Annotated in this window: 26 protein-coding genes; 11 read left to right on the top strand and 15 right to left on the bottom strand. The window is 70.1% G+C overall.

The window, feature by feature from the left end; genetic code table 11:
* Positions 1 to 152 precede the first annotated feature (152 nt).
* A complete protein-coding gene (locus ACFSNB_RS06220; protein WP_377315170.1) occupies positions 153 to 2,201 on the top strand; it encodes a methyl-accepting chemotaxis protein in 2,049 nt (682 codons plus the stop codon).
* A 25-nt stretch (positions 2,202 to 2,226) separates the two neighbouring features.
* Here ACFSNB_RS06220 and ACFSNB_RS06215 read toward each other — a convergent pair whose 3' ends face one another.
* Together ACFSNB_RS06215 and ACFSNB_RS06210 are read right to left on the bottom strand one after the other, a co-directional pair.
* Positions 2,227 to 3,003 (bottom strand): SGNH/GDSL hydrolase family protein, encoded by a 777-nt coding sequence (locus ACFSNB_RS06215; protein ID WP_377315169.1) that lies wholly within the window; start codon positions 3,001 to 3,003, stop codon positions 2,227 to 2,229.
* Complete coding sequence (locus tag ACFSNB_RS06210) at positions 2,922 to 4,070, bottom strand: OpgC family protein (protein WP_377315168.1); 1,149 nt, start codon at positions 4,068 to 4,070, stop codon at positions 2,922 to 2,924. The genes ACFSNB_RS06215 and ACFSNB_RS06210 overlap by 82 nt, the downstream gene beginning before the upstream one ends.
* 220 nt (positions 4,071 to 4,290) lie before the next feature.
* On the opposite strand from ACFSNB_RS06210, the gene frdA reads away from it, so the two are divergent.
* From frdA to frdD, 4 genes are read left to right on the top strand one after another with little or no spacing between them, the layout of a single operon-like run.
* The gene (gene frdA, locus ACFSNB_RS06205; protein WP_377315167.1) at positions 4,291 to 6,045 is read left to right on the top strand and encodes a fumarate reductase (quinol) flavoprotein subunit; all 1,755 of its coding nucleotides are present in this window, start codon (positions 4,291 to 4,293) and stop codon (positions 6,043 to 6,045) included.
* Entirely contained in the window at positions 6,042 to 6,785 is a 744-nt protein-coding gene (locus ACFSNB_RS06200; protein ID WP_377315166.1) for a succinate dehydrogenase/fumarate reductase iron-sulfur subunit, read from the top strand. Before frdA ends, ACFSNB_RS06200 begins: the two co-directional genes overlap by 4 nt.
* Positions 6,782 to 7,171, top strand: coding sequence for a fumarate reductase subunit C (locus ACFSNB_RS06195; protein ID WP_377315165.1), 390 nt, complete (start codon positions 6,782 to 6,784; stop codon positions 7,169 to 7,171). The genes ACFSNB_RS06200 and ACFSNB_RS06195 overlap by 4 nt, the downstream gene beginning before the upstream one ends.
* 4 nt (positions 7,172 to 7,175) lie before the next feature.
* Positions 7,176 to 7,517: a fumarate reductase subunit FrdD gene (gene frdD, locus ACFSNB_RS06190; RefSeq protein ID WP_377315164.1), complete on the top strand. Its 342-nt coding sequence runs from the start codon at positions 7,176 to 7,178 to the stop codon at positions 7,515 to 7,517.
* Between the two features lie 25 nt (positions 7,518 to 7,542).
* Here frdD and ACFSNB_RS06185 read toward each other — a convergent pair whose 3' ends face one another.
* The 6 genes from ACFSNB_RS06185 to xth form a co-directional block, all read right to left on the bottom strand.
* Positions 7,543 to 7,908, bottom strand: a complete 366-nt coding sequence (locus ACFSNB_RS06185) for a hypothetical protein (protein WP_377315163.1) — start codon at positions 7,906 to 7,908, stop codon at positions 7,543 to 7,545.
* A complete protein-coding gene (locus ACFSNB_RS06180; protein ID WP_377315162.1) occupies positions 7,898 to 8,233 on the bottom strand; it encodes a helix-turn-helix transcriptional regulator in 336 nt (111 codons plus the stop codon). The genes ACFSNB_RS06185 and ACFSNB_RS06180 overlap by 11 nt, the downstream gene beginning before the upstream one ends.
* Positions 8,234 to 8,570: 337 nt before the next feature.
* A complete protein-coding gene (locus tag ACFSNB_RS06175; protein WP_377315161.1) occupies positions 8,571 to 9,476 on the bottom strand; it encodes a cation diffusion facilitator family transporter in 906 nt (301 codons plus the stop codon).
* Between the two features lie 105 nt (positions 9,477 to 9,581).
* Positions 9,582 to 11,204: a trypsin-like peptidase domain-containing protein gene (locus tag ACFSNB_RS06170; RefSeq protein ID WP_377315160.1), complete on the bottom strand. Its 1,623-nt coding sequence runs from the start codon at positions 11,202 to 11,204 to the stop codon at positions 9,582 to 9,584.
* On the bottom strand, positions 11,205 to 11,507 hold the full coding sequence (locus ACFSNB_RS06165) for a methyl-accepting chemotaxis protein (RefSeq protein WP_377315159.1): 303 nt from the start codon (positions 11,505 to 11,507) through the stop codon (positions 11,205 to 11,207). It abuts the gene before it with no gap.
* Between the two features lie 25 nt (positions 11,508 to 11,532).
* Positions 11,533 to 12,363, bottom strand: coding sequence for an exodeoxyribonuclease III (gene xth, locus ACFSNB_RS06160; RefSeq protein WP_377315158.1), 831 nt, complete (start codon positions 12,361 to 12,363; stop codon positions 11,533 to 11,535).
* 146 nt (positions 12,364 to 12,509) lie between these two features.
* Between xth and ACFSNB_RS06155 the strand changes: the two genes are divergently transcribed.
* Positions 12,510 to 14,717 (top strand): ABC transporter substrate-binding protein, encoded by a 2,208-nt coding sequence (locus ACFSNB_RS06155; RefSeq protein WP_377315157.1) that lies wholly within the window; start codon positions 12,510 to 12,512, stop codon positions 14,715 to 14,717.
* Positions 14,718 to 14,894: 177 nt separating this feature from the next.
* Positions 14,895 to 15,563 (top strand): hypothetical protein, encoded by a 669-nt coding sequence (locus tag ACFSNB_RS06150; RefSeq protein ID WP_377315156.1) that lies wholly within the window; start codon positions 14,895 to 14,897, stop codon positions 15,561 to 15,563.
* Positions 15,564 to 15,576: 13 nt separating this feature from the next.
* On the opposite strand, the gene ACFSNB_RS06145 is transcribed toward ACFSNB_RS06150, so the two are convergent.
* The 4 genes from ACFSNB_RS06145 to purT form a co-directional block, all read right to left on the bottom strand.
* The gene (locus ACFSNB_RS06145) at positions 15,577 to 15,990 is read right to left on the bottom strand and encodes a hypothetical protein (protein WP_377315155.1); all 414 of its coding nucleotides are present in this window, start codon (positions 15,988 to 15,990) and stop codon (positions 15,577 to 15,579) included.
* Between the two features lie 108 nt (positions 15,991 to 16,098).
* Entirely contained in the window at positions 16,099 to 16,905 is an 807-nt protein-coding gene (locus tag ACFSNB_RS06140) for an alpha/beta hydrolase (protein ID WP_377315154.1), read from the bottom strand.
* Positions 16,906 to 17,077: 172 nt separating this feature from the next.
* Positions 17,078 to 17,278 carry a hypothetical protein gene (locus ACFSNB_RS06135; protein WP_377315153.1) on the bottom strand — a complete coding sequence of 67 codons (201 nt, stop codon included), beginning with the start codon at positions 17,276 to 17,278 and terminating at the stop codon, positions 17,078 to 17,080.
* Positions 17,279 to 17,455: 177 nt separating this feature from the next.
* A complete protein-coding gene (purT, locus tag ACFSNB_RS06130) occupies positions 17,456 to 18,655 on the bottom strand; it encodes a formate-dependent phosphoribosylglycinamide formyltransferase (protein WP_377315152.1) in 1,200 nt (399 codons plus the stop codon).
* A 198-nt stretch (positions 18,656 to 18,853) separates the two neighbouring features.
* On the opposite strand from purT, the gene ACFSNB_RS06125 reads away from it, so the two are divergent.
* Positions 18,854 to 19,678 (top strand): alpha/beta hydrolase, encoded by an 825-nt coding sequence (locus ACFSNB_RS06125; protein WP_377315151.1) that lies wholly within the window; start codon positions 18,854 to 18,856, stop codon positions 19,676 to 19,678.
* 20 nt (positions 19,679 to 19,698) lie between these two features.
* Here ACFSNB_RS06125 and ACFSNB_RS06120 read toward each other — a convergent pair whose 3' ends face one another.
* Positions 19,699 to 20,157, bottom strand: a complete 459-nt coding sequence (locus tag ACFSNB_RS06120; protein ID WP_377315150.1) for a hypothetical protein — start codon at positions 20,155 to 20,157, stop codon at positions 19,699 to 19,701.
* 125 nt (positions 20,158 to 20,282) lie between these two features.
* Here ACFSNB_RS06120 and pyk point away from each other — a divergent pair, with 125 nt between their 5' ends.
* Positions 20,283 to 21,728 carry a pyruvate kinase gene (gene pyk, locus ACFSNB_RS06115; protein WP_377315149.1) on the top strand — a complete coding sequence of 482 codons (1,446 nt, stop codon included), beginning with the start codon at positions 20,283 to 20,285 and terminating at the stop codon, positions 21,726 to 21,728.
* 82 nt (positions 21,729 to 21,810) lie between these two features.
* Here the strand turns inward: pyk and ACFSNB_RS06110 are convergent, their stop codons facing one another.
* A complete protein-coding gene (locus tag ACFSNB_RS06110; RefSeq protein WP_377315148.1) occupies positions 21,811 to 21,951 on the bottom strand; it encodes a hypothetical protein in 141 nt (46 codons plus the stop codon).
* 240 nt (positions 21,952 to 22,191) lie between these two features.
* Here ACFSNB_RS06110 and ACFSNB_RS06105 point away from each other — a divergent pair, with 240 nt between their 5' ends.
* Positions 22,192 to 22,560 (top strand): hypothetical protein, encoded by a 369-nt coding sequence (locus tag ACFSNB_RS06105; protein WP_377315147.1) that lies wholly within the window; start codon positions 22,192 to 22,194, stop codon positions 22,558 to 22,560.
* A gap of 82 nt (positions 22,561 to 22,642) precedes the next feature.
* On the opposite strand, the gene ACFSNB_RS06100 is transcribed toward ACFSNB_RS06105, so the two are convergent.
* Positions 22,643 to 23,407 (bottom strand): GNAT family N-acetyltransferase, encoded by a 765-nt coding sequence (locus ACFSNB_RS06100; protein WP_377315146.1) that lies wholly within the window; start codon positions 23,405 to 23,407, stop codon positions 22,643 to 22,645.
* Positions 23,408 to 23,686: 279 nt separating this feature from the next.
* On the opposite strand from ACFSNB_RS06100, the gene ACFSNB_RS06095 reads away from it, so the two are divergent.
* A complete protein-coding gene (locus ACFSNB_RS06095; RefSeq protein WP_377315145.1) occupies positions 23,687 to 24,052 on the top strand; it encodes a hypothetical protein in 366 nt (121 codons plus the stop codon).
* Positions 24,053 to 24,093: the final 41 nt, after the last annotated feature.

Here is a 24,093-nt window from a genome sequence, read left to right as displayed (position 1 = left end):
CGGGGCGCCCCGCCGCCGCGCGGCTCGCCCCCTCGTTGAACGTTCATCCATACAAAAAACGCGACAGGATGCTTAGGCGTTAGGTTATAGTCTATGCCTTAATGCATGATTGGTCATGGCTCCGAGCGACTCAGCCAGAGGGAAGGCAGGGCATGCGCGCGCTTCGCAACATTCCGGTCGGCCGGCGGATCCTGATCGGCACGGCCCCGCTGATTCTGATCCTGCTGGCCTTGGCCGGGACGATGCTGCGGACCCAGCTCGACCAGGTCGGGCTGGCCGCCGCGCTGATCGGCCAGACCCGTTTCGCGGTGGCGGTCAACGCGCTGGTGCACGAGATGCAGAAGGAGCGCGGCGCCTCGGCGCTGTTCCTCGGCAGCAAGGGCCAGCAATTCGCCGCCGAAATGGCCGATCGGCGCCGCGAGTGCGACGCCCGCCTCGCCGCCCTGCGCGCGGCGCTGGCCGAAGGGGAAGCGGCCCTCGCCGCGAGCGGGGCGGACGGGCGGGACCAGCTTGGCCCGATGCTCGCCAGCCTGCCGGAGCTGCGCGAGCGGATCGACCGGCAGCAGATCAGCCCGCGCGAGGAAATGGCCGCCTACAGCCAGGCCATCCGCACCCTGCTCGACCGGGTGGCCCACGCCGCCCGCGCCGTGCCCGACGTCGAAAGCGCCCGCCTGATCACCCCGTTCGCCATCCTGGGCGAGGCCAAGGAAAGCGCCGGGCAGGAACGGGCCACCGGTTCGGCCGGCTTTGCCGCCGGCCGGTTCGAACCGGCCCTGTTGCGGCGCTTCATCGAATTGGGGGCGGAACAGAAAAGCGGGCTGCGGATGTTCGAACGGTCCGCGTCGCCGGCCGCCGTGGCGGCGCTGAACACGGCGCTGGCGCCCGAGATCGAGACCCCGGTGGCGCGGATGCGCCAGGCGGCGATCGAGGGCCCCGCCCCGGGCGAGCCCGCCGTCACCGCCCCCGACTGGTTCGCCGCCGCGACGCGGCGGATCGACGCCCTGCGCACGGTCGAGACCGGCCTCGCCCAGGCGATCGTCGCCCACGCCGAACAGCGCCGCGACACGGCGCGCTGGACCCTGGCCCTGCTGGCCGGCGGGGTCGCCCTGCTGCTGCTGGGGCTGGCGGTGATGCTGCCGCTGATCGTGCGCAGCATCGTCCTGCCGGTGCGCCATCTGTCGGCGGCGATGGGCCGGCTGGCCGCCGGGGCGGATTCGGTCGAGATCGAGGGGGCCGAATGCCGCGACGAGATCGGTGGAATCGCCCGCGCCACCCTGACCCTGCTCGAACACCGCGCCGCGCGGCAACGCCTCGAACGGCATGAGCAGGCCGCCGCCGCCGAACACGCCGCCCGACAGGCGCGGATCGACGACGCCACCCAGCGGTTCGACCGGGCGGTGTCGGCGCTGCTCGGCAACGTCCATCAGGCGGTCGGGCAGTTGCGCGACTGGTCGGCCACCCTGACCGGCAACGCCACCGACACCCAGACCCAGAGCGCCGCCGTCTCGGCCGCCACCGCCGGCACCCTGCACAACATCGAAACGGTCAGCACCGCCAGCGCCGAACTGGCCGCCTCGATCCGGCAGATCGGCGAAAAGATGCGGGAATCCACCACCGTCACCCAGAGCGCGGCGCGGGATTCGCTCGAAGCGACCCGCAAGATCGCCGGCCTCGCCGCCGCCGCCCAGAAGATCGGCGAGGTGGTGACCCTGATCAACGACATCGCCGCCCAGACCAACCTGCTGGCGCTGAACGCGACGATCGAGGCGGCCCGGGCCGGCGAGGCCGGCAAGGGCTTCGCGGTGGTGGCGGGCGAGGTCAAGGGGCTGGCCAGCCAGACCGCGCGGGCCACCGACGAGATCGCCGGCCAGATCGCCGCGGTGCAGGAGGAAACCCGGGCCGCCGTCGCCGCGATCGACGGGATCCGCGCCACCATCGACGTCATCAACGGGCTGGCCGCCACCATCGCCGGGGCGGTGGCCCAGCAGGACGCCGCCACCAGCGAGATCGCCCGCAACGTCGCCCTGGCCTCGCAGGGGACGCGCGGCGTGGCCGGCAACATCACCGACGTGGCCCAGGCCGCCGCCGAGACCGACCGGATGGCCCAGCAGGTCCACGGCGCCGCCAATCAGTTGCAGCAGCAGAGCCGGGCGCTGGAACAGGAGGTGCGCGCCTTCCTCGACGAGGTCCGCCGGGCCTGAGAGTCGGGGCCGGGGCCGGGCGGGATTAGCGCCCCTGCCCCTCCCGCACCGCGCGGACGATCATCGCCGCCACCTGCTCGGCCAGACAGGCATAGCCGTCATCGTTGAGATGGAAGCGGTCGTCGGCCAGCACCACCGGCGGCGGCGACAGCGTCGCCCAGTGCCGCATCATCTCGTAGCGGGGGAACAGCGGCACGGCGAAGCGCGCCGCCGTCTCCCGCATCACATCGACATAACGCTCATAGACCGGCTGGGAACGCAGGCCGGGATAGAATTGCGGATCCATCAGGATCAGGTCGATCCCGGCCTCGCGCACCCAGGCGATGCCGCGTTCGAGATGCTCGCGGAACGTCTCGGGATCGATGCGCGACACCGCGTCGTTGGTGCCGGTCTGCCAGATCACCAGATCGGCGTTTTCCTCGATCGCGTCGTGAAACAGCCGGGCGACCATCTCCTCGGTGTTCTGGCCGTTGACGCCGCTGTTGATCACCTCGACCCGGTTGGCGGGAAAGGCCTGGGACAGTTGCTCGCCCAGGCGGGCCGGATAGGAATGGTCAACCGAACTGGCGCCGGAGCCGGCGGTGGAGGACGAGCCCAGCGTCACCACCCGCACCGGGCCGCCCTCGGCCAGCCGGGCGGCGAAATGGGGCAGAAGATGGGGCTGGTCGGCCACCATGCCGGCGTCGAACGGACAGGACTGGGGCTCGGCCCGGGCCGGCTCTAGGCCGAGCGGGGCGACGACACCGAGGAGCGCGGCGAACAGACGGACGGTGGCGCGACGCGGGAAGTTCCAAGATACCATGACCGTCCTTTTGCCAAGAACACCAGAGCCGCCAGTCCGGCCAGCACCACCCCGCCGGCGGTGACCCGGTCGGCGTCGAGCGCGAACAGACACAGCTGGGCGACAATCGCCAGCACCGACCCGGTACAGAACACCAGCAGGCCGTGCCGCCCCAGTTCCTCGAGCCCCCGCCCGACCGGCCCCAGCCGGCCCAGGGCAACCCGGGCGCCGCAATGCGCGCCCAGATACAGCAGCGCCAGGGCGTGGAGCAGACGCGGCAGGGTCATGAAGGTCTTGTCCTGGCCGAACAGGAAGAACGGCAGCGGCAGGGCATCGGGCGACGGATAATACCCCGCCAGCTTCATCCCCAGCCCGGCCGCCACCATCAGCCCGGCCAGCAGCGCCAGCAGCGGATGGTACGGCACCGGAACCAGCCCGCGCCGGGCGCGGTCGCCACAGACCAGACCGATCACGAACATCAATTGCCACGCCATCGGGTTGAAGAACCAGGTCCCGCTGGTCGGATAGTTGGGCAGGTTGAGGTCGCCGACCTGGACCAGCAGATACAGCCCGGCCGAGGCGGCCAGCGCCGCGCCGGGGCTGAGCCGGACCAGCGGCAGCAGCAGGGCCGCGCCGGCGACCAGCAGGATGTAGAGCGGCAGGATATTGAAGTAGCCGGCCTGATGGCCGAGCGTCACCACCCCGATCAGGGTCGGCACCGGATCGAAGAACAGCGGCCCCAGATTGATCCAGTCGAGCAGATGGGGATCGGCGGTGAGGCGCGAGGCGGTGGCGGCGATCGCCGCCGCCAGCAGCAGGGTGAACAGGTGGAGGAGGTAGAGATTGAACGCCCGCCCCCACAGCCGCAACCCGGTGCGCAGCGCCCCGTCCTGATCCAGCCGGCGGCCGAACACCAGCGCGGTGGCGTAGCCGGCGATGAAGACGAACAGTTCGGTCGCGTCGGACGGGCCGAAATTGCGCGAGGTCAGCCCCTCCAGCAGGTTGCCGGGGACGTGATTGATGAAGATCATCACCAGGGCGAGGCCCCGGACCGCATCGATCAGCGGGTCGCGGCGGGAGAGGTCCATGGTCGTCATCCGGGGCGAGGCCATGCGCGCGGTCGATCCGACAGGGGGCGGGGATCAAGGAAGGCGGCCCCATGGTACCCGGCCCCGGCCGCCGGATTCCAGCCCCTTTTGCCGCGCCGCACCCGAGCGTCGTCTCCCCGGTTGCGGGAATCGGCGCGCCATGAGAAAGTCTGGGGCGACGGGGCCGCGCGCCCCGGCGGTCAACGGGGGATGCCTGCCAATGGACGTGATCTCGACCGATATCGCCATCGTCGGCGCCGGCGGTGCCGGTCTGCGCGCCGCGATCGAGGTGGCGGAACAGGCGCCCGGCCTGTCGGTGGCGCTGATCTCCAAGGTCTACCCGATGCGCAGCCACACCGTCGCCGCCGAGGGCGGCGCCGCCGGGGTGGTCAAGCCGGGCGATTCGTTCGACCTGCATTTCGACGACACCGTCAGCGGCGCCGACTGGCTGGCCGACCAGGACGCGGTCGAGATGTTCGTCCAGGCCGCGCCGCGCGAACTGACCCGGCTCGAACATTGGGGCTGTCCGTGGAGCCGCGAGCCCGACGGCTCGGTCGCGGTGCGCGCCTTCGGCGGGATGAAGACCAAGCGGACCTGGTACGCCGCCGACAAAAGCGGCTTCCACCTGCTGCACACCCTGTTCCAGACCTCGCTGAAATACCCGCAGATCCAGCGTTACGACGAATATTACAGCACCGAGCTTTTGGTGGTGGACGGACGCTGTCGCGGCGTGGTGGCGATCGAGCTGCGCAGCGGCCGGATCGTCGCCTTCGAGGCCAAGGCGGTGATCCTCGCCACCGGCGGCGCCGGGCGGGTCTATCCCTTCACCACCAACGGCGCGATCAAGACCGGCGACGGCATGGCGATGGCCTACCGCGCCGGGGTGCCGCTGAAGGACATGGAATTCGTCCAGTACCACCCGACCGGCCTGCCCGGCACCGGGATCCTGATCACCGAGGGTTCGCGCGGCGAGGGCGGGCTGCTGCGCAACCGCGACGGCTATCGCTATCTCCAGGATTACGGCCTCGGCCCGCCCGATCCCTGGCCGCGCAACAAGGCGATGGAACTGGGGCCGCGCGACCGGCTCAGCCAGGCGTTCTGGCACGAGCAGAAGAAGGGCCGCACGGTCGAAACCCCGTTCGGCGACGCGGTGCTGCTCGACCTCACCCATCTCGGCGAGAAGAAGATCGACGAGCGCCTGCCGATGGTGCGCGAACTGGCGCTGACCTATGCCGGGGTCGATCCGGTCAACGCGCCGATCCCGGTGCGGCCGGTGGTGCATTACACCATGGGCGGGATCGACAGCGGGATCGACGCCGCCACCCCCCTGCCCGGCCTGTTCGCCGCCGGCGAATGCGCCTGCGTCTCGATCAACGGCGCCAACCGGCTCGGCTCGAACTCGCTGGCCGAGATCCTGGTGTTCGGCGCCCGCGCCGGCCAGGGCGCGATCGCCGCCGCGGCAAGCGCGCCCACCACCGACGGCCGCGCCGTCCGGACCCGGGCCGAGGCGGCCCAGGCCCGCATCCGCGACCTGTTCCTGTCCCAGGGCGAGGAATCCGCCCCGGTGCTGCGGCGCGAGCTGGGCGAGGTGATGGAAGGCTCGGTCGGCATCTACCGCGAGGCCGCCGGGCTCGACCATGCCTGCGAGCGGCTGGCCGAGCTGCGCCGGCGCTACAGCCGGATCCGGCTCGACGACCGCAGCAACGTGTTCAACACCGATCTGGTCCAGGTGCTGGAACTGGGGGCGATGCTCGACGTCGCCCAGGCGATGGCCGAGGCGGCCCGGCTGCGCACCGAATCGCGCGGCTCGCACCAACGGCTCGACCATCCCGGCCGCGACGACGCCAACTTCCTCGCCCACAGCCTCGCTTATTACCCCGGGCCGGGCGGCACCCGGCCGAAGATCGGCACCAAGCCGGTGACCATCACCCGCTCGCCGCCGGGCGAGCGCGTCTATGGCGGAGGCGGATCATGAGCGAAACCCTCACCCTGCGGGTGCTGCGCTACGATCCCGATCGCGACACCGAACCGCGCACCCAGGATTACACCGTGCCGCTGCGCGACGAGTGGGTGGTGCTCGACGCCCTGGCCTACGTCAAGGACGAGCTTGACCCCACCCTGGCCTATCGCGGCTCCTGCCACATGGCGCTGTGCGGCTCGTGCGGGATGATGATCGACCGCCAGCCCAAGCTGGCCTGCCACACCTTCCTGCGCGATTATCGCGGCAAGGTGCTGCTGATCGAGCCGCTCGACCATTTCCCGATCGAGCGCGACCTGATCGTCGATCAGGACGGCTTCCTCGAAAAGCTGGCCAGCCTCTATCCCTACCTGATCGCCGAGCATGAGCGCACGGTCGAGCAGGGCGAATACCGCCAGCTGCCGACCGAACTGGCGAAGTTCCGCCCGTTCGCCCAGTGCATCAACTGCCTGCTGTGCTACGCCGCCTGTCCGCAGATGGCGATCAATCCCGACTTCGCCGGCCCGGCCGCGCTGGCGCTGGCCCACCGCTACAATCAGGACTCGCGCGACGCCGGCGAACTGGCCCGCGCCGAGGTCACCGACAGCCCGCACGGGGTGTGGGACTGCACCTTCGTCGGCGCCTGCTCGACCGTCTGCCCCAAGCAGGTCGATCCGGCGGCGGCGATCCAGCAGACCAAGATCTCCGCCTCGTACCGCTGGCTGAAGGCCCGCCTGCTGCCGGGAGGCAAGCCATGACCCGCCGCCCCTATCACCGCCCGCTGCCGGCCGATTGGTGGCGGCGCGAACCCCGCCTGTTCCGCTACATCGTCCGCGAGGGCACCAGCGTGTTCGTCGGGCTCTACGCCGCGATCCTGATGGACGGAATGATCCGCCTCGCCCAGGGCCGCGCCGCCTGGGAAAGCTACCTCGCCGCGCTGTCGAGTTCGTGGGGCGTCACCGTCCAGCTGGTCTGCCTCGGCTTCGCCCTGTTCCATACCGTCACCTGGTTCGGAGTCACGCCGAAGGCGATGCCGCCGATCCTGGTCAAGGGCGAGCGGATCCCCGACCGCCTGATCGTGCGCGGCCATTTCGCGCTGTGGGCGGCGGTGTCGCTGCTGGTCCTGCTGATCCTGGGAGGCTGATGCCATGCCCCGCCGCTCCGACGAACCCTTCGCCTGGATGCCCTTCGCCGCCGGCGGCATGGTCGCCGCCCTGGTCACCCCGGTGCTGATCCTCGCCACCGGGGTGCTGCTGCCGCTCGGGATCCTCGATCTGTCCTACGACCACATCCACGCTTTGGCCTCGGGCTGGATCGGCAAGCTGGCGATCACCGCGATCATCTTCCTGACCGCATGGCACGCCGCCCACCGCATCCAGGCCACCGCCCACGATCTTGGTTGGGGCGGCGGGATGGGGCTGAAGCGGATCTGTTACGGGACGGCCACCTTCGTCGGCGCCGTCGCCCTGATCGCATTGGCGACGATCTGAGGCTGGCGCGCGAACACAGATAAAGTTAAATGTGGGCTCCGCCCACACCCGCCAAGGGCCGCAAGGCCCTTGGAACCCATGGATGGTCGGGCGCTGAGCGGCCTGTCAGCTTGAGCGCGGGCGATCCGTCGCGCAAGGCGCCGGCCAGGTCCAGCGGCGGCGGCGGCACGAGTACGCCGCGCTGCAACGGCAACTCCGGCAGAAAGATCGGGATCGCGTCGGGGCGTTCCAGATAGGATCGGCCATAATTGAAGACATGAAGGTCCCCGTCGCGAGCAAGACGGCCCGCGACGACAGGCTCCATGCTGCCGGGCAGCCAAATCCAGACATAGGCCTCGCGTGGCGGCACTCTTGTGCCCTGCCGGTCGCCTGCCTTGCGCTCAGAAGTCATCCTTGACCTCCGTGCGCGGGCGTCGGATCGATTGCGGCAGCAGCGCCAGCTTGTCCTCGACCCGGGCAATCTGGGCGGCCAGGGCTGATGGCTCACTGGCGAACAGGGGAACGCCAACCAGATGAGCGGCCTCGAACACCAGGCCGATTTCCGCCTTGGCGCTTCCCTTCTCGATCATCTGCAAGGTGCTGCGGGCAATACCGATGCGCTCGGCAAGTTCGGCTTCCGACATCTTGCGCTGCTTGCGGGCAAGCTTGATCTGCCCCCCCATGAGGACCAGCGCCTCCCGCGTGGCGCGCGAATAGGTTCGAAGAGGGGCCGCCATCGACAATGCCTTTTATACCGATCACGAATGATCTTCATGCCTGATATAAAAGTCATATGGCACAGAAAGCCGGATTCTTCAATGCAGGGGATCCAAGGGCCTTGCGGCCCTTGGCGGGTGTGGGCGGAGCCCACGAAAGGCGGTCAGATCGATTCGATGACGAACACGGTGAGGATGGAGATCAGGATCGCCCCGAAGCCGATCCGCCGCAGCACCCGGCCGACATTGAACGCCATATGCTCCATCGCATCCTCCTGCCACGGCCAAGGTCGATCGAACCGCCCGGCGGCATCGTCGGGACAGGGTCGCAGACCAACCTTTCAGCAAGCTGTCGCGGTCAGATCCAGCGCGGATCGGCGGTGAAATCGACCGTCAGCCAGTGGCCGGGACCGATTTCGCCGAGATCGTCGGCGATTTCCTGGCGGATCGCGTCGAGTTCGGCGAAGCTGCGGGTCATCGCCCCCGAGGGGGCGACCAGTCCGATCTCGATGAAATTGATCCGCCCCACCTTCAGGACGTGGCTTTCGAAGGTGGCGAAGCCGTGGCGTTCGGCCACCCGGCCGGCGACCTCGCGTACCGCCCGGTCGAGTTCGGGCGGGGCGATCTGGAGGATTTCGCGCACCGAGCGCCACACCGTCTGCAACGGCAGCGGCAGCAGGACCAGGGCGAACACGGTCAGGATCAGCGGATCGACGTAAGGGGCGAGATGATTGCGCTCGGCGGCGACCATCACCGCGCAGACCAGGAAGCTGAGGCTGACGCCGAGGCTGATGGTGCCGCCCAGCAGCCAGGCGCGGGCGTCGGTGCGCAGCAGGTCGGACTGGATCTTGCGCGACCGCCGATGGATGTAGCCGGCCATCACCAGACAGATCGCCCCATTGACGGCGGTGAACGCGGCGCCCGGGCCGAAATCGACGATCCGGCCGCCGGCCAGCAAGCCGTTGATCCCGTCGAGCGCGGCATAGACGCAGGCCAGCGCCAGCACCATGCCGTTGACCAGGGTCAGCATCGGTTCGAGATGCCAGTAGCCATACTGGAACAGCCGGTCGTCGCCGCGCCCGATCAGGCGGGACACCCCGAGCGCGGCGAGGGTCATCACCGAATCGGTCAGGGTGTAGATCGCATCGAAGATGATGGTGCGGGACTGGATCATCAGACCGAACACCACCCCGGCCAGGGCGGTGAGGACGGTGACGGCGATCGAGATGGCGAGAAGACGTTGTTCCTGCTGGGCGGTGGTCATGATTCGATCGATTGGGACAGGCAGCCGGGCGATTGCACCCGGACGGGTCCAAACCATCTCATTTCGGCGGCCAGTTGAAAATCAGGAAAAACCGCCCCGCCTCGGTCAATCCATCTGACACTGGATGAACATCGTCGCGCGTTTGACCTTTTCGCCGACATCGGCGACCGACAGGGACGGACCCTCGGCCGGGGAGGGATGGGCGGTGACGCCGGTGGCCTTGAGGAAGCGGTGGACCACTTCGTCCTTGATCGCGAAATTGATGTTCTGCGGCAGGTCGCCGGTCTGGTCGGCGACCTTGATCGCGTTGAGCTTGGCCGACACCACCCCGACCACCGCGCCATTGCGGTCGGCCAGCGGCCCGCCCGAATTGCCTTTCTGCACCGGAGCGGTGATCTGGTAGAAGCGTTGGTCGCCGCGCAGGCCGTTGAGGGCGCTGACCACCCCGGCGGTGACGTTGGCCTCGCGCGACAGCAGCGACGACAGCGGGAAGCCGATCACCACCACCTCGTCACCCGAACGCAGCGGCCGGCCGGCGCGGAAATGGACCGGCTCGCCCCGCCATGCCGTCTTCAGCAAAGCGAGGTCGTCCTTGTCGGTGCGGGCGGCCAGGGTGGCGGGCAGCGGCTGGCCGTCGGGCGGGGTGACGGTGATCGAGCGGCAGTTCTGCACGACATGGGCGTTGGTCAGCACCGCGCCCTCTTCCGACACGGCAAAGCCGGTACCGGTGGCCATCCGGCCGCGCACCGGGGCAGCGGGGGTGGCCACCGCCGGCGGCGGCAGCGGCGCGGCGGCGGGAATCGGGCCGGTGGCCGGCTGCCACGCGGCGAGGCGGGCGCGGACCCGGGCCAGATCCTCGGCCGGCAGGCGGGCGGCGACGGCGTCGCGCTCGCGGGTGTAGTTCGGCTTGAGCGGCGGCGGGGCGCGGTCGGCCCCCACCGCCAGCCAGAAATAGCCCTCGGCCAGATTGGGAATCAGGCCGTTGCCGGTGGTCAGCATCGCCCCCAGATTGTGGGCCGACTGGGCATGGCCGCGCTCGGCGGCGCGACGGAACCATTGCGCCGCCTCGGCCGGGTTCTTGGCGGCGCCGTCGCCGGTCAGCAGGGCGACGCCGAGGATGAACTGGGCGACGGTCCGGCCGGCCTCGGCGGCGCGGCGGGCATCGGCGACGGCGCGGGGACGATCGACCGCGACGCCGCGCCCGTTCCAGCGCAGCTCGGCCATCTTCTCCAGGCTGGCGGGATGGCCGAGTTCGGCGGCGCGGCGGAAATAATCGGCCGCCTTGGTCTCGTTGCGGGGCACCCCGCCGCCGTTGAAATAAAGCTCGCCCAGGGCATGCAGCGCCTCGGGGACGTCATGCTCGGCGGCGCGGCCGAGCCAGACCTGGGCGGTGCCGACATCCTTCGCCACCCCCCGGCCGAGCAGCCAGGCGACGCCGTACCAATATTGCCCGGTCGGCTCGCCCGCCTCGGCCGAGGCCTTGAACAGCCGCACCGCCTCGGCCTCGTCGGGCAGCACCCCGCCGAGCCCCTGGAACAGGATCTGCCCCAGCCGGGCCATCGCCAGCGGCTGACCCTCGGCCGCCAGCGGGCGGTATTCGCGCGCAGCGGCGGCGAAGTCACGGCGCTGCCACGCCGCCCCGGCCTCGTCGAGCCCGGCCAGCGCCGGGCCGGCGGCCAGCCCAAGGGTCAGGGCGACCGCCGCGCCCGCAAGGAAACGTCGGCTCATCTAGCTCTGCTGCTGGGACTCGGCCCGCATGTTGTTGGCAAGACGGCTCAGTTCCTCGACCGCCGTCCCCATCTCCGCCTCAAGGCTGCGGGTGATGCCGTCGATGCTTTCCGAGACGTGCTTGACCTCGCCCGCCACCACGGCGAAGCCCTTGCCGGCCTCGCCGGCCCGCGCCGCCTCGATCAGGGCGTTGAGGGCGAGAATCCGGGTGGTGCCGGTCACTTTCTTGATCTCCTCCAGCTTGCGCGAGACCACCTCGGCAAGGGTGGCGGTCAGTTCGATGATGCGATCCTGGTCGGACATGGCGATCTCCGCTCGCTTTATCCTTTTAGTCTATGTCCGCAACGCCCGGCGGGCAATTCCGGATTTCATCCCCGGACGAAACGGCGGCGGGGATCAGTTCGACCCAGGCCGGGGTGTGGTCGCTGGCGCGCTCGGCGCCGCGCGGGCCGCGATCGATGCCGGCGGCGGCGAGGCGGTCGGCCGCCTCGGGCGACAGCAGCAGGTGATCGATCCGCAGCCCGCGATCGCGCGGCCACGCCCCGCCCTGATAATCCCACCAGCTGTAGAGCCCGGGCCGGGGATCGAGCGCCCGCACCGCGTCGAGATAACCGAGATGGAGCAGGCGGCGGAAGGCGCGCCGGCTGTCGGGTAGGCACAGCGCGTCGTCGCGCCATGCCGCCGGCTCGCAGACGTCGATCTCCTCGGGGCAGACATTGTAATCGCCCCCCAGCACCACCGCCCCGCCCTCGGCCCGCAGCGCGGCGGCATGGCGGGCCAGCCGCGCCATCCAGGCCAGCTTGTACTCGTATTTGGGGCCGGGGGCGGGATTGCCGTTGGGCAGGTAGAGCGAGGCGACCCGCACCCCGTCGATCTCGGCCTCAAGGTAGCGCGCCTGGTCGTCGCCGTCGTCGCCGGGCAGCCCGACCCGCACCTGTCGCGCCGGCCGGCGCGACAGGATGGCGACGCCGTTGAAGGTCTTCTGACCGTGGGCCAGGGCGTGATAGCCGGCGGCGGCGATCTCGGCGTGGGGAAAGTCGCGGTCCTGACACTTGGTTTCCTGCAACAGCAGCACGTCGGGGGCGGCGGCGGCGAGCCAGTCGAGCAGCCCCGGCAGGCGGACACGGATCGAATTGACGTTCCAGCTCGCGATCTTCATCCCTGCTCCCTCGCGGCGGATGGCGTTCCGCCGATAAATTCGTTGTGTTCGCCGTTCGGCCGGACGATAGTCGGCACAAATCGTTTCACTGTGCGACAAAATCGTCGCGCCCGCATCAGGCGGGTTCGCCCTGAAAGGAAACCGGCGTGCGTCTCGGCCTGGTCGCTTGCGTCGTTGCGATCTGCATGGCCGTCTGCTCCGCCTTTCCCGCCCGGGCGGCGGACGCGGCTTCGGCGCCGACCCGGGTCACCCTTCACCTCAAATGGCATCACCAGTTCCAGTTCGCCGGCTATTACGCCGCGATCGCCAAGGGATTCTATGCCGCCGAGGGGATCGATCTGGTGCTGCGCGAGGGCCAGCCCGGCGAGGACTCCGCCACCCTGCTGTCCAACGGCGAAACCGATTTCGCGATCGGCTCGGCCAGCCTGCTGATCGCCCATGCCCGCGGCCTGCCGGTGGTGGCGGCGGCGGCGGTGTTCCAGCATTCGCCGCTGGTGCTGCTGGTGCGGCGCGACGGCTCCATCGACCACCCCCAGGCGCTGGGCGGCCGGCGGGTGATGCTGGGCGGGGAAGACGGCAGCGGCGATCCCGAGGTGCTGGCGATGCTGGCCAGCGAGGGGGTCACCAAGCATCCGGTGATCCTGCTGCGCCACAGCGGCAATCCGGCCGACCTGCTGGAGGGGCGGGTCGATGCGATGTCGGGCTATCTCACCAACGAGGCGATCCGGCTGCGCGGCGCGCCGGTGACGTTGATCCGGCCGCACCAGTACGGCATCGATTTCTATGCCGACGTGCTGGCGACCAACCGCCGGCTCGCCACCGACCGCCCCGAGCTGGTGCGGGCGATGCTGCGGGCGACCCGGCGCGGCTGGGACTACGCGATGGCCCATCCCGAGGAGATCGCCGACCTGATCCGGGCGCGCTACGCCCCCGACATGCCGCGCGCCTTCCTGCTTGATCAGGCGGCGGCGATGCGCGAGCTGATCCTGCCCGATCTGGTCGAGATCGGCCACATGAGCCGGGGCCGCTGGCGCCACATCGCCGAGACCTTCGCCTCGATCGGGCTGATCCCGCCCGACACCAGCCTCGACGGCTTCCTGTTCAGCGAGATCGAGGAAACAGCACGGGCCCGCACCGGGCGCTGGATCGAACTGACCGGGCTGATCGGGCTGGGCGGGCTGGTGGTGGCGGTGCTGCTCGGCGCCTTCGTCGCCCGGCTGCGCGCGCTGGTGCGCCAGCGCACCGCCGAACTGGCCGCCAGCGAGGAACGGTTCCGCAGCATCTTCGACAGCGTCAACGACGCCATCGTCCTGCTCGACCCCGAAAACGGGGCGATCCTCGCCGTCAACCGCCGCACCTGCGAGCTGTTCGGCTATCCGCGCGAGGAGATCACCCGGCTGGCCATCGCCGATCTCGGCCTGACCGGCGCCGGCGAGCCGCAGCATTACGACCCGGTCTGGTGGCGGGCCAAGGCCGGCAGCGGCCGGCCCCATCTGCTGGAATGGCGGGCGCGGGCCAAGGACGGCCACATCTTCTGGGTCGAGGCCAGCCTGCGTCAGGCCAGCATCGGCGGGGTGCCGCATTTCCTGGTGGTGGCGCGCGACATTTCCGCCCGGCGCGAGGTCGAGGAGCGGCTGCGCCGGACCATCGAGGATCTGGTCGCCTCCAACAGCGACCTCGAACGCTTCGCCTACATCTCGTCGCACGACCTCCAGACCCCGCTGCGCAACGTGGTCAGCTATGCCCAGCTGCTGGCGCGGCGCTATCGCGGCCGGCTTGACGCCGACGCCGACGAATTCATCGGCTTCATCGTCGACAACACCCGCCACATGTCCGAGCTGATCAACGACCTGCTCGACTACACCCGGGTCGGCCGCCCCTCGCTGCCGCTGGTGCCGGTCGAGGCCGGCCGGCCGCTGGCCCAGGCGCTGGCGGCGCTGCAACCCGAGATCGAGGCCTGCGGCGCCACCGTCACCGCCGGCCCGCTGCCCCGGGTGATGGCCGACGAGGCGCAGATGGTCAGCCTGTTCCAGAACCTGATCGGCAACGCCCTCAAATACCGCGCCCCCGGCCGTCCGCCCGAACTGGCGATCGCGGCCGAGCCGCATGACGGCACCCGCTGGTGCCTCAGCGTGCGCGACAACGGCATCGGCATCGAAAAGCAGTATTTCACCAAGATCTTCGAGATCTTCCAGCGCCTCCACCCCGATCACCGCTCGACCGGCACCGGCATCGGCCTCGCGCTGTGCCAGCGCATCGTCCACCGCTTCGGCGGCGAGATCTGGGTCGAATCCACCCCGGGGGCCGGCTCGACCTTCTTCTTCACCGTCGAAAGCGCCCCGGTCGCCGAGTGACGGCGTGATGTGGGCTCCGCCCACGCCCGCCAAGGGCCACAGGCCCTTGGAACCCACGCCTTGTCCGCCGTGCCCCGACCATCGAAGGGATCCAAGGGCCCCCGGCCCTTGGCGGGTGCGGGCAGAGCCCGCGTCCTTGGTTTGACCGGCCGGAGGGAATCGGCTAAACCCGCCGGCATGATCCTCTCCCCCCTCCGCGCCGCCGAATTCGACGGCGTCGCCGCCGCCTTCGCCGCCGGGCTGGCCGACGATCCGCTCGCCGCCGCCGTGTTCGCCGCGATCCTGCGGGTGCCGCCGCCGGGCGACCTCGCCACCCTCTCGACCGATCCGCGCCACCATGCCGAGGCGGTCGAGCTGTGCCGCTCGTTCGGTTTCGGCCTGCTCGACCTCGCCCCCCAGGACCATTTCACCTGGGACGGCGCGGCGGTGGCGATCCGGATCGAGCCGAGCGTGCTGATCCACGAAATCGGCCATTACCAGTTGGCCGCCCCGGCGCGGCGGGGGCTGTACGATTTCGGCCTGGGCGCCGGGCCGGAAACCGGGCGCAAGGCCGAGGCCGACGCGGTGCAGGCGCTGTTCCTGCCCGAACGCGACGTCGAGGAGGGGCTGTGCTCGCTGCTCGGCATCCTGTGGGAGGCGGACCTGGGGCAGCCGGCGGTGCTGGCGCTGCTCGAACAGAACTGGCTGGAAGGCGGCGCCAGCCCACGCAACCTAGCCCATTTCCGCAAGATCGTGCGCTGGCTGGCGGCGATGGGACTGATCGACCCCGCCACGGCGCGGCCGACCCGGGCGCTGCGCCAGGAAGATGACCGCGATTTCTTCGCCCGCTGGTACCGCGAGGGCTGAGGAGAGCGCCGGCTCAGTAGAGCAGGTTCATCACCTTGCCGGTCGAGACATTGGTGCCGGCGGTGACCTGGATCACCTTCTCGTAGAAATTGATCGCCCGCAGCACCTGATCGAGCAGGATGGTGCCGGTGGTGTTGCTGTCGTCGTTGGCGGCGGCCAGCAGCTGGACCTTGCCGTACTCGCTGCGCCAGGACGGGCCGTTGGCGCTGGGGCGCTTGCGCCGCTTGTCGTTGACGACCGGGGTGGCGTCGTCGCGATAGCGCAGGACGGTTTCGTCGCCCATCCCGGTCTGGTGGGCGAAATCGACCCGTTCGACGTCGTCGCGCGAGACCGAGGCGACGTTGCGACCGCCGCCGCCGACATAGGTCGCCGCCGCCGCCGCATTGGCGCCCGCCACCTCGCCGACCTGTTTGGACCCTAGCGCCATCGCCTCCCCTCGTCAGGCCGAAGATGGCCTGACCGGAGTCATAGTAAGGCACCCACCTGGGCAAAAGAAAGCGTCGGAACGGGCGGACGGTCGATTACCCCGCCCCGGTCACAAGTGATGGGCGTCGAGCCAGGTCAGGATGCGCTCCAGCGTCGGCTCGACCCAGGCCGGGTCGAGCATCAGGCCGTGCGGCGCCCCCTCCAGCACCGACAGTTCGGCGCGGTAATAGGCCGCGGTCTGGTGCAGCGCGCTGACCGGGATCAGCGGGTCGGCGCTGCCGCCCACCACCAGCACCGGAAAGCGCAGGCCGGGCCGGGGCGGCGGCGGCGGCGCGGCCAGATCGAAGGCGATCCGCAGCGATTCGCTCTGGAAGCGCGGCAGCAGCCGGGCCGCCTCGGCCGCCGGGGTGGTGTCGGCGAAGATCGCCCGGCGGATCAGCGCGTCGGACACCGCCGACGGCCCCAGACTCTGCAACAGGCCGAACTGCACCCACAGATCCGGGGTCGCCAGCATCAGATGCAGCGCCGCCCCGGCCAGCCCCGACGGCGGCACGCTCGACAGCAGCGCCAGCCCGGCCAGCCGGTGGCCCGGCCGCAGGCAATGCTGGGCGATCAGCCCGCCCATCGAATGGCCGACCAGCACGCAACGCCCGCCCAGCCGCGCGATCGCCGCCTCGACGTCGGCGATGTAATCGGCCAGCGAGGCGAAGGTGGCGTCGCCGCCGCTGCCGCCATGGCCGCGCAGCGACACCGCATAGGCGGGATAGCCGGCGCGGGCGATGGCGGGCAGGAACCGTTCCTCCCACACCCAGGCGCCGCAATAGGAGCCATGGACGAACAGCAGCGGCGGACGGTCCGTCGCCGCCGCCGGCAGGGCATGCAGCAATTCGAGTTGGTTCACCGCGCTGTCGGGCACGATCCGGGACTCCCTCGCCGTCCTCCGTCACCGCGCCGCCGCCGCCCGAGCGGGGCGACGCGGCGCGACACCATTCTGGATAGCACGAAGGCAGGGCCGGAACCGATTCCTTTCGTCGCGCGCAGGCGGCGAGCGGAGGGATTTCCTCCCGCAAGGGGAGCAGGCGCCGCGCTCAGAACAGCACGTCGTCTTCGAGATGGCTGGAGCGGATCTCCATCACGTCGGCGTTGCCGAGGCCGTAGCGGGCGAACACCCGCACGTCCGGCTCCTCGTCGGCGATCAGGGTCGCCAGTTCGATCAGATAGATCGCCTCGCCGGCCAGCAGCGGATTGAGCCGATGTGGGCTGGGCGCCACGGTGATGATCGCACTCATTTCTGGTTGGCCCCCTACCGTCCACACGTCTTAGCCTGTCGAGCAGCCTACCATCGAATTGTGAGGAAGGTTTGCTGTGGGCGTGAACGGGCGGTAAACGGGCGCCGACTTTCGCGGTTGACGTGCCGAACGCCCGAACCGCCGGCCCGCTCTGGCCGGCGGTCCGGGCGAGCGCGCTCAGGGACGGATCGGCTGGACCCGGCCGGCAACCTGCTTGGCGCGGGTGATCGCCTCGTCAACCGAGGCGCCGGTGGCCAGCGCCACCCCCATCCGCCGCTTGGGAAAGCTTTCCGGCTTGCCGAACAGACGCAGGTCGCTGCCCGGCACCTGCAACGCCTCGGCCAGCCCCTCGAAGGCGATGCCGGTGGCGTCGAGCCCGCCATAGATCACCGCCGAGGCGCCGGGGCTGGTCTGGGTCACCTCGACCGGCAGGCCGAGGATGGCGCGGGCATGCAGCTCGAACTCGGACAGGCGCTGCGAACACAGCGTCACCATCCCGGTGTCGTGCGGACGCGGGCTGACCTCGGAGAACCACACCTGATCGCCCCGGACGAACAGCTCGACCCCGAAGATGCCGCGCCCGCCCAGCGCGGCGGTGATCCGCCCGGCGATGTCGCGCGCCGCCTCGCGCGCCGCCGGGGTCATCGCCTGGGGCTGCCACGACAGCACGTAATCGCCCTCGACCTGGATGTGGCCGATCGGCTCGCAGAAATGGGTGACGACCTGGCCATCCGCCCCCAGCGCCCGCACGGTCAGCTGGGTGATCTCGTAATCGAAGCGGATGAAGCCCTCGACGATCACCCGCGGCAGGGCGACCCGGCCGGCCTTCATCGCATGGGCCCAGGCGGCGTCGATCCCGTCGGGACCGGTCACCACGCTCTGGCCCTTGCCCGAGGACGACATCACCGGCTTGATCACGCAGGGATAGCCGATGCCGCCGGTGATCGCCGCCTCGACCTGTTCGCGCGATTCGGCGAAGGCGTAGGGCGAGGTCGGCAGGCCGAGCGTCTCGGCGGCGAGGCGGCGGATGCCCTCGCGGTCCATCGTCAGCCGGGCGGCGCGGGCGGTGGGGATCACCTCGGCGATCTGTTCGCGCTCGATCTCAAGCAGGGTGTCGGTGGCGATCGCCTCGATCTCGGGCACCACCAGATGGGGGCGTTCCTGCTCGATCACCCGGCGCAGGGCGGCGCCGTCGGTCATCGGCAGGACGTGGCTGCGGTGGGCGACCTGCATCGCCGGGGCGTTGGCATAGCGATCGACCGCGATCACCTCGACACCGAGGCGCTGCAACGCGATCACCAGTTCCTTGCCCAGTTCGCCCGCGCCCAGCAGCATCACCCGGGTGGCGGACGTGCTGAGGGGGGTTCCGATACTCATGGCCGGGTCTCTCCGTGGGGGGATTCAATCAATCCTTCAGTCTAGAGCGGATCGAGGCCGGACGGAAAGATGAAATTCCCTTGAAATCAAGGGATTCCCGCGCGGCCTGTCCTCCGGCGCCCCCCCAGGCGACGGGCGGACAAACCGCAACGCGCTTCCCATATTCCAGACATCAAGCCAGCTCGCCGCGAGGAGCCGATGACCATCCAGAGCCGCGCTGCCATCCCCGTTGCCCCCCGCCCCGCCGCCGCGCCGCCGCCGGCCGTGCTGCTGATCCATGGCCTGGGCGGCACCCCGGCCGAGATGCATGCGATCGCCCGCGCCGCCGCCGCCGCCGGCCATCCGGTGGTGCCGGTGCGGCTGGCCGGCCATTGCGGCAGCGAGGCCGACCTGGCCGCCAGCACCTGGCGGCACTGGCTGGCCAGCGTCGAGGCCGCCCACGACGCCGCGATCGCCGCCCATGGCCGGGTGGTGGTGGCCGGACTCTGTCTCGGCGCCCTGCTGGCGCTGGCGCTGGCCGACCGCCATCCGGCGACGGTGCGCGGCCTTGCCCTTTATTCGCTGCCGCTGCGCTATGACGGCTGGGGGGTGCCGCCGCTGACCCCGCTGCTGCTGCCGCTGCTGCTGGCCACCCGCTGGGGGCGCGACCACCGCTTCGTCGCCCGCGACCCGTTCGGGGTCAAGGATCCCCGCCGCCGCGCCGTGCTGGCCGCCGGCAAGCGCCGGGGCGACAGCCTCGCCGCCGGCGCCGCCGCGATCACCGGCCGCTCGCTGGCCGAACTCGACGCCCTGCGCCGCCACCTGCTGCCGCGCCTGCCCGCCATCACCACCCCGGCGCTGATCGTCCACGCCGTCGAGGACGACATCGCCGGGCCGCGCAGCCCGCGCGCGCTGGCCGCCGCCCTGGGCGGGCCCAACCGGATCCTGTGGCTGCACGATTGCTACCACATGATCACCCTCGACCGGCAGCGCGACCGCGTCGCCCGCGAGACCGTCGCCTTCTTCGCCTCGCTGGCGGCATGAGACCCGGCGGGCGAGGCGCGCTACTCGACCAGCGGGCGGCAGCGGGCGCGGGTGACCCCGGTCAGCTTGCATTCGGTGACGTCGTCCCACACCCGCAGGATCAGCCAGGTGCCGTCCTTGCGGTAATCGAGCCGGATGTTCTCGAACGCCCCGCCCTGATAGACCGGCCGGCCCTTGAGGTCGCGGAACACCATCAGCGGGCAGGCCCGCACCCGGTCGCAGATCGCCACCGATTCGAAGCTGATCATCACCGTCGCCTCGGAGCGGGCGACCCGCAGGGTGACCGGGCGGCCGGCGGCGTCGGCGCGGGCGAACAGCTCCTTGCCGTAGCGGCGGGCGGCCTTCAACTCGTCGGCCGAGGGGGCGCGCCAGGTCTCGACATAGACCCGGGTGCCGACCGGCGTTTCCGCCGCCGCCGGCCCCGCCCCGGTCAGGCCGGCGGCCAGGGCCAGCAGCAGGGCGGCGACACGACCCCTCATCTTCGATTCACGCATGGCTTGGTCATCGCGGCGAAACAATTCGGCAACCGGGTTGGGATATCCTACCCCAGGGCGGTTTGCTATGGTGGCCCCGATTAGACAGGAAAGAGGTTGAAAAAACGTCGATGCGACGGAACCGCAATGCCAAGATCATCGCCACCCTCGGCCCGGCCAGTTCCTCGGCCGAACAGATCGAAAGCCTGTTCGTCGCCGGCGCGGACGTGTTCCGGCTGAATTTCAGCCATGGCAGCCACGCCGACCACGCCGCCCGGATCGAGGCGATCCGCGCCCTGGAGGCCAAGTTGCAGCGGCCGATCGCCATCCTGGCCGACCTCCAGGGGCCGAAGCTGCGGGTGGGCGATTTCGTCGGCGGCCGGGTGCGGATCGAACGCGGCGCCGAATTCCGCCTCGACATGGCCCCGGAGGACGGCACCGAGCGCCGCGCCCATCTGCCCCACCCCGAAGTGTTCCAGGCGCTGCATCCGGACAGCGAATTGCTGCTCGACGACGGCCGCATCCGGCTGCGGGTGGTCCAGTGCGGCGGCGATTTCGCCGAGACCCGGGTCGAGGTCGGCGGCGAACTGTCCAACCACAAGGGGGTCAACGTCCCCAACGTGATGCTGCCGCTGTCGCCGCTGACCGCCAAGGACCGCGCCGACCTCGAATTCGCGGTGGCCCACGGCGCCGACTGGATCGCACTCAGCTTCGTCCAGCGCCCGGGCGACGTGATCGAGGCGCGCCGGCTGATCTCGGCCCATGTCGGCTCGCGGGTGCGGATCCTGTCCAAGCTCGAAAAGCCCTCGGCGATCGATCATCTCGAGGAGATCATCGAGCTGTCCGACGCGGTGATGGTGGCGCGCGGCGATCTCGGGGTCGAATGCCCGCCCGAGACGGTGCCGATCCTGCAGAAGCGCATCCTCCACGCCTGCCGCCGCACCGGCCGCCCGGTGGTGGTGGCGACCCAGATGCTCGATTCGATGATCCACGCCCCGGCGCCGACCCGGGCCGAGGCCTCCGACGTCGCCACCGCGATCTATGACGGCGCCGACGCGGTGATGCTGTCGGCCGAAACCGCCGCCGGCGATTTCCCGACCGAAGCGGTGACGATGATGAACCGGATCATCACCCGGGTCGAACAGGATCCCCATTACGCGGTGATCGCCGCCGCCTCCCGCCTCGACCCCGATCCGACCACCCGCGACGCGATCAGCGCCGCCGCCCGTCAGGTCGCCCACACCATCAATGCCGCCGCGATCGTCGCCTTCACCTCGTCGGGCTCGACCACCCTGCGGGTGGCGCGCGAACGGCCCGACCAGCCGATCCTGTCGGTCACCGCCGATATCGAGGTGGCGCGTCAGCTCGCCTTGGTGTGGGGGGCGCACTCGATCATGGCCAAGGACGTGCGCAGCTTCAGCGAGATGGTGCAGAAGGCGGTCGCCGTCGCCCAGAGCGAGGGCTTCGCCAGTCCGGGCGACCGGGTGGTGATCGCCGCCGGCGTGCCGTTCGGCCTGTCCGGCACTACCAACATGCTGCGGGTGGCGGAAATCGATCCGCCGGCGCCGCTGACCTGAGAAAAAGGGGAAAAAGGAAGCGGGCGCTGCCCGCACCCGCCAAGGGCCGCAAGGCCCTTGGATCCCACTCCCTGTTCGGGCGTCAGCCGATCGTCCAGACCGGAACCATCACCCACACCGGCATCCAGGCCGGCACCGGCCGGGTCTGAACGGTGGCGGCGGGCGCCGGGGCGCGGCGGCGGCGGACCTCGTCCAGGTCGATGATGGTGGCGGTGGCAGGCATGGCGACGATCCTTCTGCTGAAGCCGGGCGACGCGGTGACGCCAAGGCTAGAACCGTCCCCGCTTGGCTGTCAATCTATAAAAATAGTAGACTTGTCTTGATTTTGGCGCGGACGAGCCGGCGCCACAACGGAGGGAAGTGCGGCCCAACCACGCCGGCCGGTTGTCCCCCACCGCCCCCGGGCGCAGGATTCTTCCCGTCGGGACTTCCGGGTGGATGCCCCCCGTCGAGGAGAGCCGAAATGATGACCGCGATGCCGATGCCGACGATGACCGGAACCATGCCGATGATGAACGGCATGACCATGATGCCGGGCATGGGCGGCACGATGCCGATGATGAACGGCATGACCATGATGCCGGGCATGGGCGGCACCATGCCGATGATGAACGGCATGACCATGATGCCGATGATGATGCCCACCCCGTGCTGCGCGATGACCTGCGAGATGACCGCCGACGGGATGACCTGCAAGATCACCCCCGCCCCCGGCATGACGATGGAGGCGATGAAGGCCATCTGCGACCGCATGACCGCGATGATGGCGATGGGCATGCCGATGATGATCACCTGCAATGGCATGCCGATGATGATGGCGATGACCGCCTGATGTCGTCGCCCCGGCGGACCGGGCGGCGCCGTGCCGCCCCGGCCCCGTCCGGTTGCCGTTTCCCTCCGTGTTCCCCGGCCGGTCAGGCGGCGAAACGCTTGACGTAGCGGCCGGCGATATCGGCGGCGTTGACCACCACCAGCACGTCGGTGGTGTTGAACTGGTGATCGATCACCGCCCCGGCGCCGATGGTGCCGCCCAGACGCAGATACCCCTTCAGCAGCGGCGGCAGCGAGGCCAGCACCCGCCGGGCGTCCCACGGCGCGGCGAGGCCGGCGAAATCGACGCTGTCGCGGCCGGCCAGGGCGCGGGCGCGCAGCTCGGGCGGGGCGAGGTGGTTGTCGCGCAGATAGGTCAGTTGCGGCGCCAGCGCCGCCGGATCGGTGCCGTGCAGGCTGCCGCAGCCGAACAGCAGGCGGATGTCGTGCTCGACCATGTAGGCGGCCAGCCCCTGCCACAGCATTTGCAGGGTGCCGCGATGGCGCCAGCGGGCATCGACGCAGGACCGGCCCAGTTCCAGCACCTCGCCCGGAATCGCCAGCAGCGGGCCGAGATCGAACTCGTCCTCGGAATAGAACCGGCCGACCCGGGCGGCGGCGGCGCGGCGGATCAGGCGGTAGGTGCCGACCACCTCGCCCTCGGCCAGCACCAGCAGATGATCGCACACCGCGTCATAGGCGTCGAAGTCGCGTTCGAGCGCCCGCATTTCCGCGGTGGGCTTGGCCCCCATTTCCTCGTAAAACACCCGGTAGCGAATCCGCTGCGCGGCGGCGACCTCGTCGGGATCGCGCGCCAGCCGCACCTCGATGGCACCGGCGGCGGCGGGCAGGAGGGCTTGGACGACCATGTCCTGGTGAGTCAAGGCACACCTCGGCAAATGAAGGATTGATGACGATCGGGACAAACGGAGCGCAACGAAGACAAGGCCGTGAAATCCCCCGATAAAATAACCGGGAGAGTCCCGGTCCGACCCTGGATCGACCAGATGCTTCCGTTCGATGTCCGACTGGTGACATATATCTTGAAGACTTGTTCAATCGTGATGAATTAATTATTACACGGAAAACGCCCAGGACGGCATCGCGCCGCCCCGGGTCGTCGTGCGGCAGGAGGGGAAACAGCGACAATGGCGGAGACGCGGATAGCCTTCGTCGAAGGATTCCAGTTCTCGTTCCATCCCGAGCCGGCGGCGACGCCGACCCGCCGGGTCGGCACCCGCTGGGAGGTGCGCAACTGGGATTGTCAGGTCGAATATGACGGCGAGTGGTGCCGCTTCACCCTGCACGAGTTCAATGACGGGGTGTTCGAGCCCTCGGCCCTGCTCGGGGTGTTCAGCGATTTCGCCGGCGCCGCCGCCACCGAGGTGACGCTGCGCTGGCTCCAGCGCCGGCTCGCCGAAAAGGATCAGCGCGCCCGCCGCCAGCGCGATCTGCTGCTCGGGGTGGTGGCGGTGGTGGCGGCGCTGGGGCTGGCGGCGGTGTCGCTGCGCTGACCCGATGTGTTTTGCCGGGGCTCGGGTCGTTGCACCGGCTC

Origin of the sequence: Phaeospirillum tilakii (assembly GCF_042683125.1) — a bacterium.
Taxonomy (GTDB): domain Bacteria; phylum Pseudomonadota; class Alphaproteobacteria; order Rhodospirillales; family Magnetospirillaceae; genus Phaeospirillum; species Phaeospirillum tilakii.
Note: the sequence above shows the minus strand (reverse complement) of the source record. Positions and strands in the feature narration are given on the sequence as shown.

Coding starts and splice junctions, on each gene's coding strand:
- ACFSNB_RS06220 (WP_377315170.1), top strand. CDS start 153: ATGCGCGCGCTTCGCAACATTCCGGTCGGCCGGCGGATCCTGATCGGC.
- ACFSNB_RS06215 (WP_377315169.1), bottom strand. CDS start 3,003: ATGGTATCTTGGAACTTCCCGCGTCGCGCCACCGTCCGTCTGTTCGCC.
- ACFSNB_RS06210 (WP_377315168.1), bottom strand. CDS start 4,070: ATGGACCTCTCCCGCCGCGACCCGCTGATCGATGCGGTCCGGGGCCTC.
- frdA (WP_377315167.1), top strand. CDS start 4,291: ATGGACGTGATCTCGACCGATATCGCCATCGTCGGCGCCGGCGGTGCC.
- ACFSNB_RS06200 (WP_377315166.1), top strand. CDS start 6,042: ATGAGCGAAACCCTCACCCTGCGGGTGCTGCGCTACGATCCCGATCGC.
- ACFSNB_RS06195 (WP_377315165.1), top strand. CDS start 6,782: ATGACCCGCCGCCCCTATCACCGCCCGCTGCCGGCCGATTGGTGGCGG.
- frdD (WP_377315164.1), top strand. CDS start 7,176: ATGCCCCGCCGCTCCGACGAACCCTTCGCCTGGATGCCCTTCGCCGCC.
- ACFSNB_RS06185 (WP_377315163.1), bottom strand. CDS start 7,908: ATGACTTCTGAGCGCAAGGCAGGCGACCGGCAGGGCACAAGAGTGCCG.
- ACFSNB_RS06180 (WP_377315162.1), bottom strand. CDS start 8,233: ATGGCGGCCCCTCTTCGAACCTATTCGCGCGCCACGCGGGAGGCGCTG.
- ACFSNB_RS06175 (WP_377315161.1), bottom strand. CDS start 9,476: ATGACCACCGCCCAGCAGGAACAACGTCTTCTCGCCATCTCGATCGCC.
- ACFSNB_RS06170 (WP_377315160.1), bottom strand. CDS start 11,204: ATGAGCCGACGTTTCCTTGCGGGCGCGGCGGTCGCCCTGACCCTTGGG.
- ACFSNB_RS06165 (WP_377315159.1), bottom strand. CDS start 11,507: ATGTCCGACCAGGATCGCATCATCGAACTGACCGCCACCCTTGCCGAG.
- xth (WP_377315158.1), bottom strand. CDS start 12,363: ATGAAGATCGCGAGCTGGAACGTCAATTCGATCCGTGTCCGCCTGCCG.
- ACFSNB_RS06150 (WP_377315156.1), top strand. CDS start 14,895: ATGATCCTCTCCCCCCTCCGCGCCGCCGAATTCGACGGCGTCGCCGCC.
- ACFSNB_RS06145 (WP_377315155.1), bottom strand. CDS start 15,990: ATGGCGCTAGGGTCCAAACAGGTCGGCGAGGTGGCGGGCGCCAATGCG.
- ACFSNB_RS06135 (WP_377315153.1), bottom strand. CDS start 17,278: ATGAGTGCGATCATCACCGTGGCGCCCAGCCCACATCGGCTCAATCCG.
- purT (WP_377315152.1), bottom strand. CDS start 18,655: ATGAGTATCGGAACCCCCCTCAGCACGTCCGCCACCCGGGTGATGCTG.
- ACFSNB_RS06125 (WP_377315151.1), top strand. CDS start 18,854: ATGACCATCCAGAGCCGCGCTGCCATCCCCGTTGCCCCCCGCCCCGCC.
- ACFSNB_RS06120 (WP_377315150.1), bottom strand. CDS start 20,157: ATGAGGGGTCGTGTCGCCGCCCTGCTGCTGGCCCTGGCCGCCGGCCTG.
- pyk (WP_377315149.1), top strand. CDS start 20,283: ATGCGACGGAACCGCAATGCCAAGATCATCGCCACCCTCGGCCCGGCC.
- ACFSNB_RS06110 (WP_377315148.1), bottom strand. CDS start 21,951: ATGCCTGCCACCGCCACCATCATCGACCTGGACGAGGTCCGCCGCCGC.
- ACFSNB_RS06105 (WP_377315147.1), top strand. CDS start 22,192: ATGATGACCGCGATGCCGATGCCGACGATGACCGGAACCATGCCGATG.
- ACFSNB_RS06100 (WP_377315146.1), bottom strand. CDS start 23,407: ATGGTCGTCCAAGCCCTCCTGCCCGCCGCCGCCGGTGCCATCGAGGTG.
- ACFSNB_RS06095 (WP_377315145.1), top strand. CDS start 23,687: ATGGCGGAGACGCGGATAGCCTTCGTCGAAGGATTCCAGTTCTCGTTC.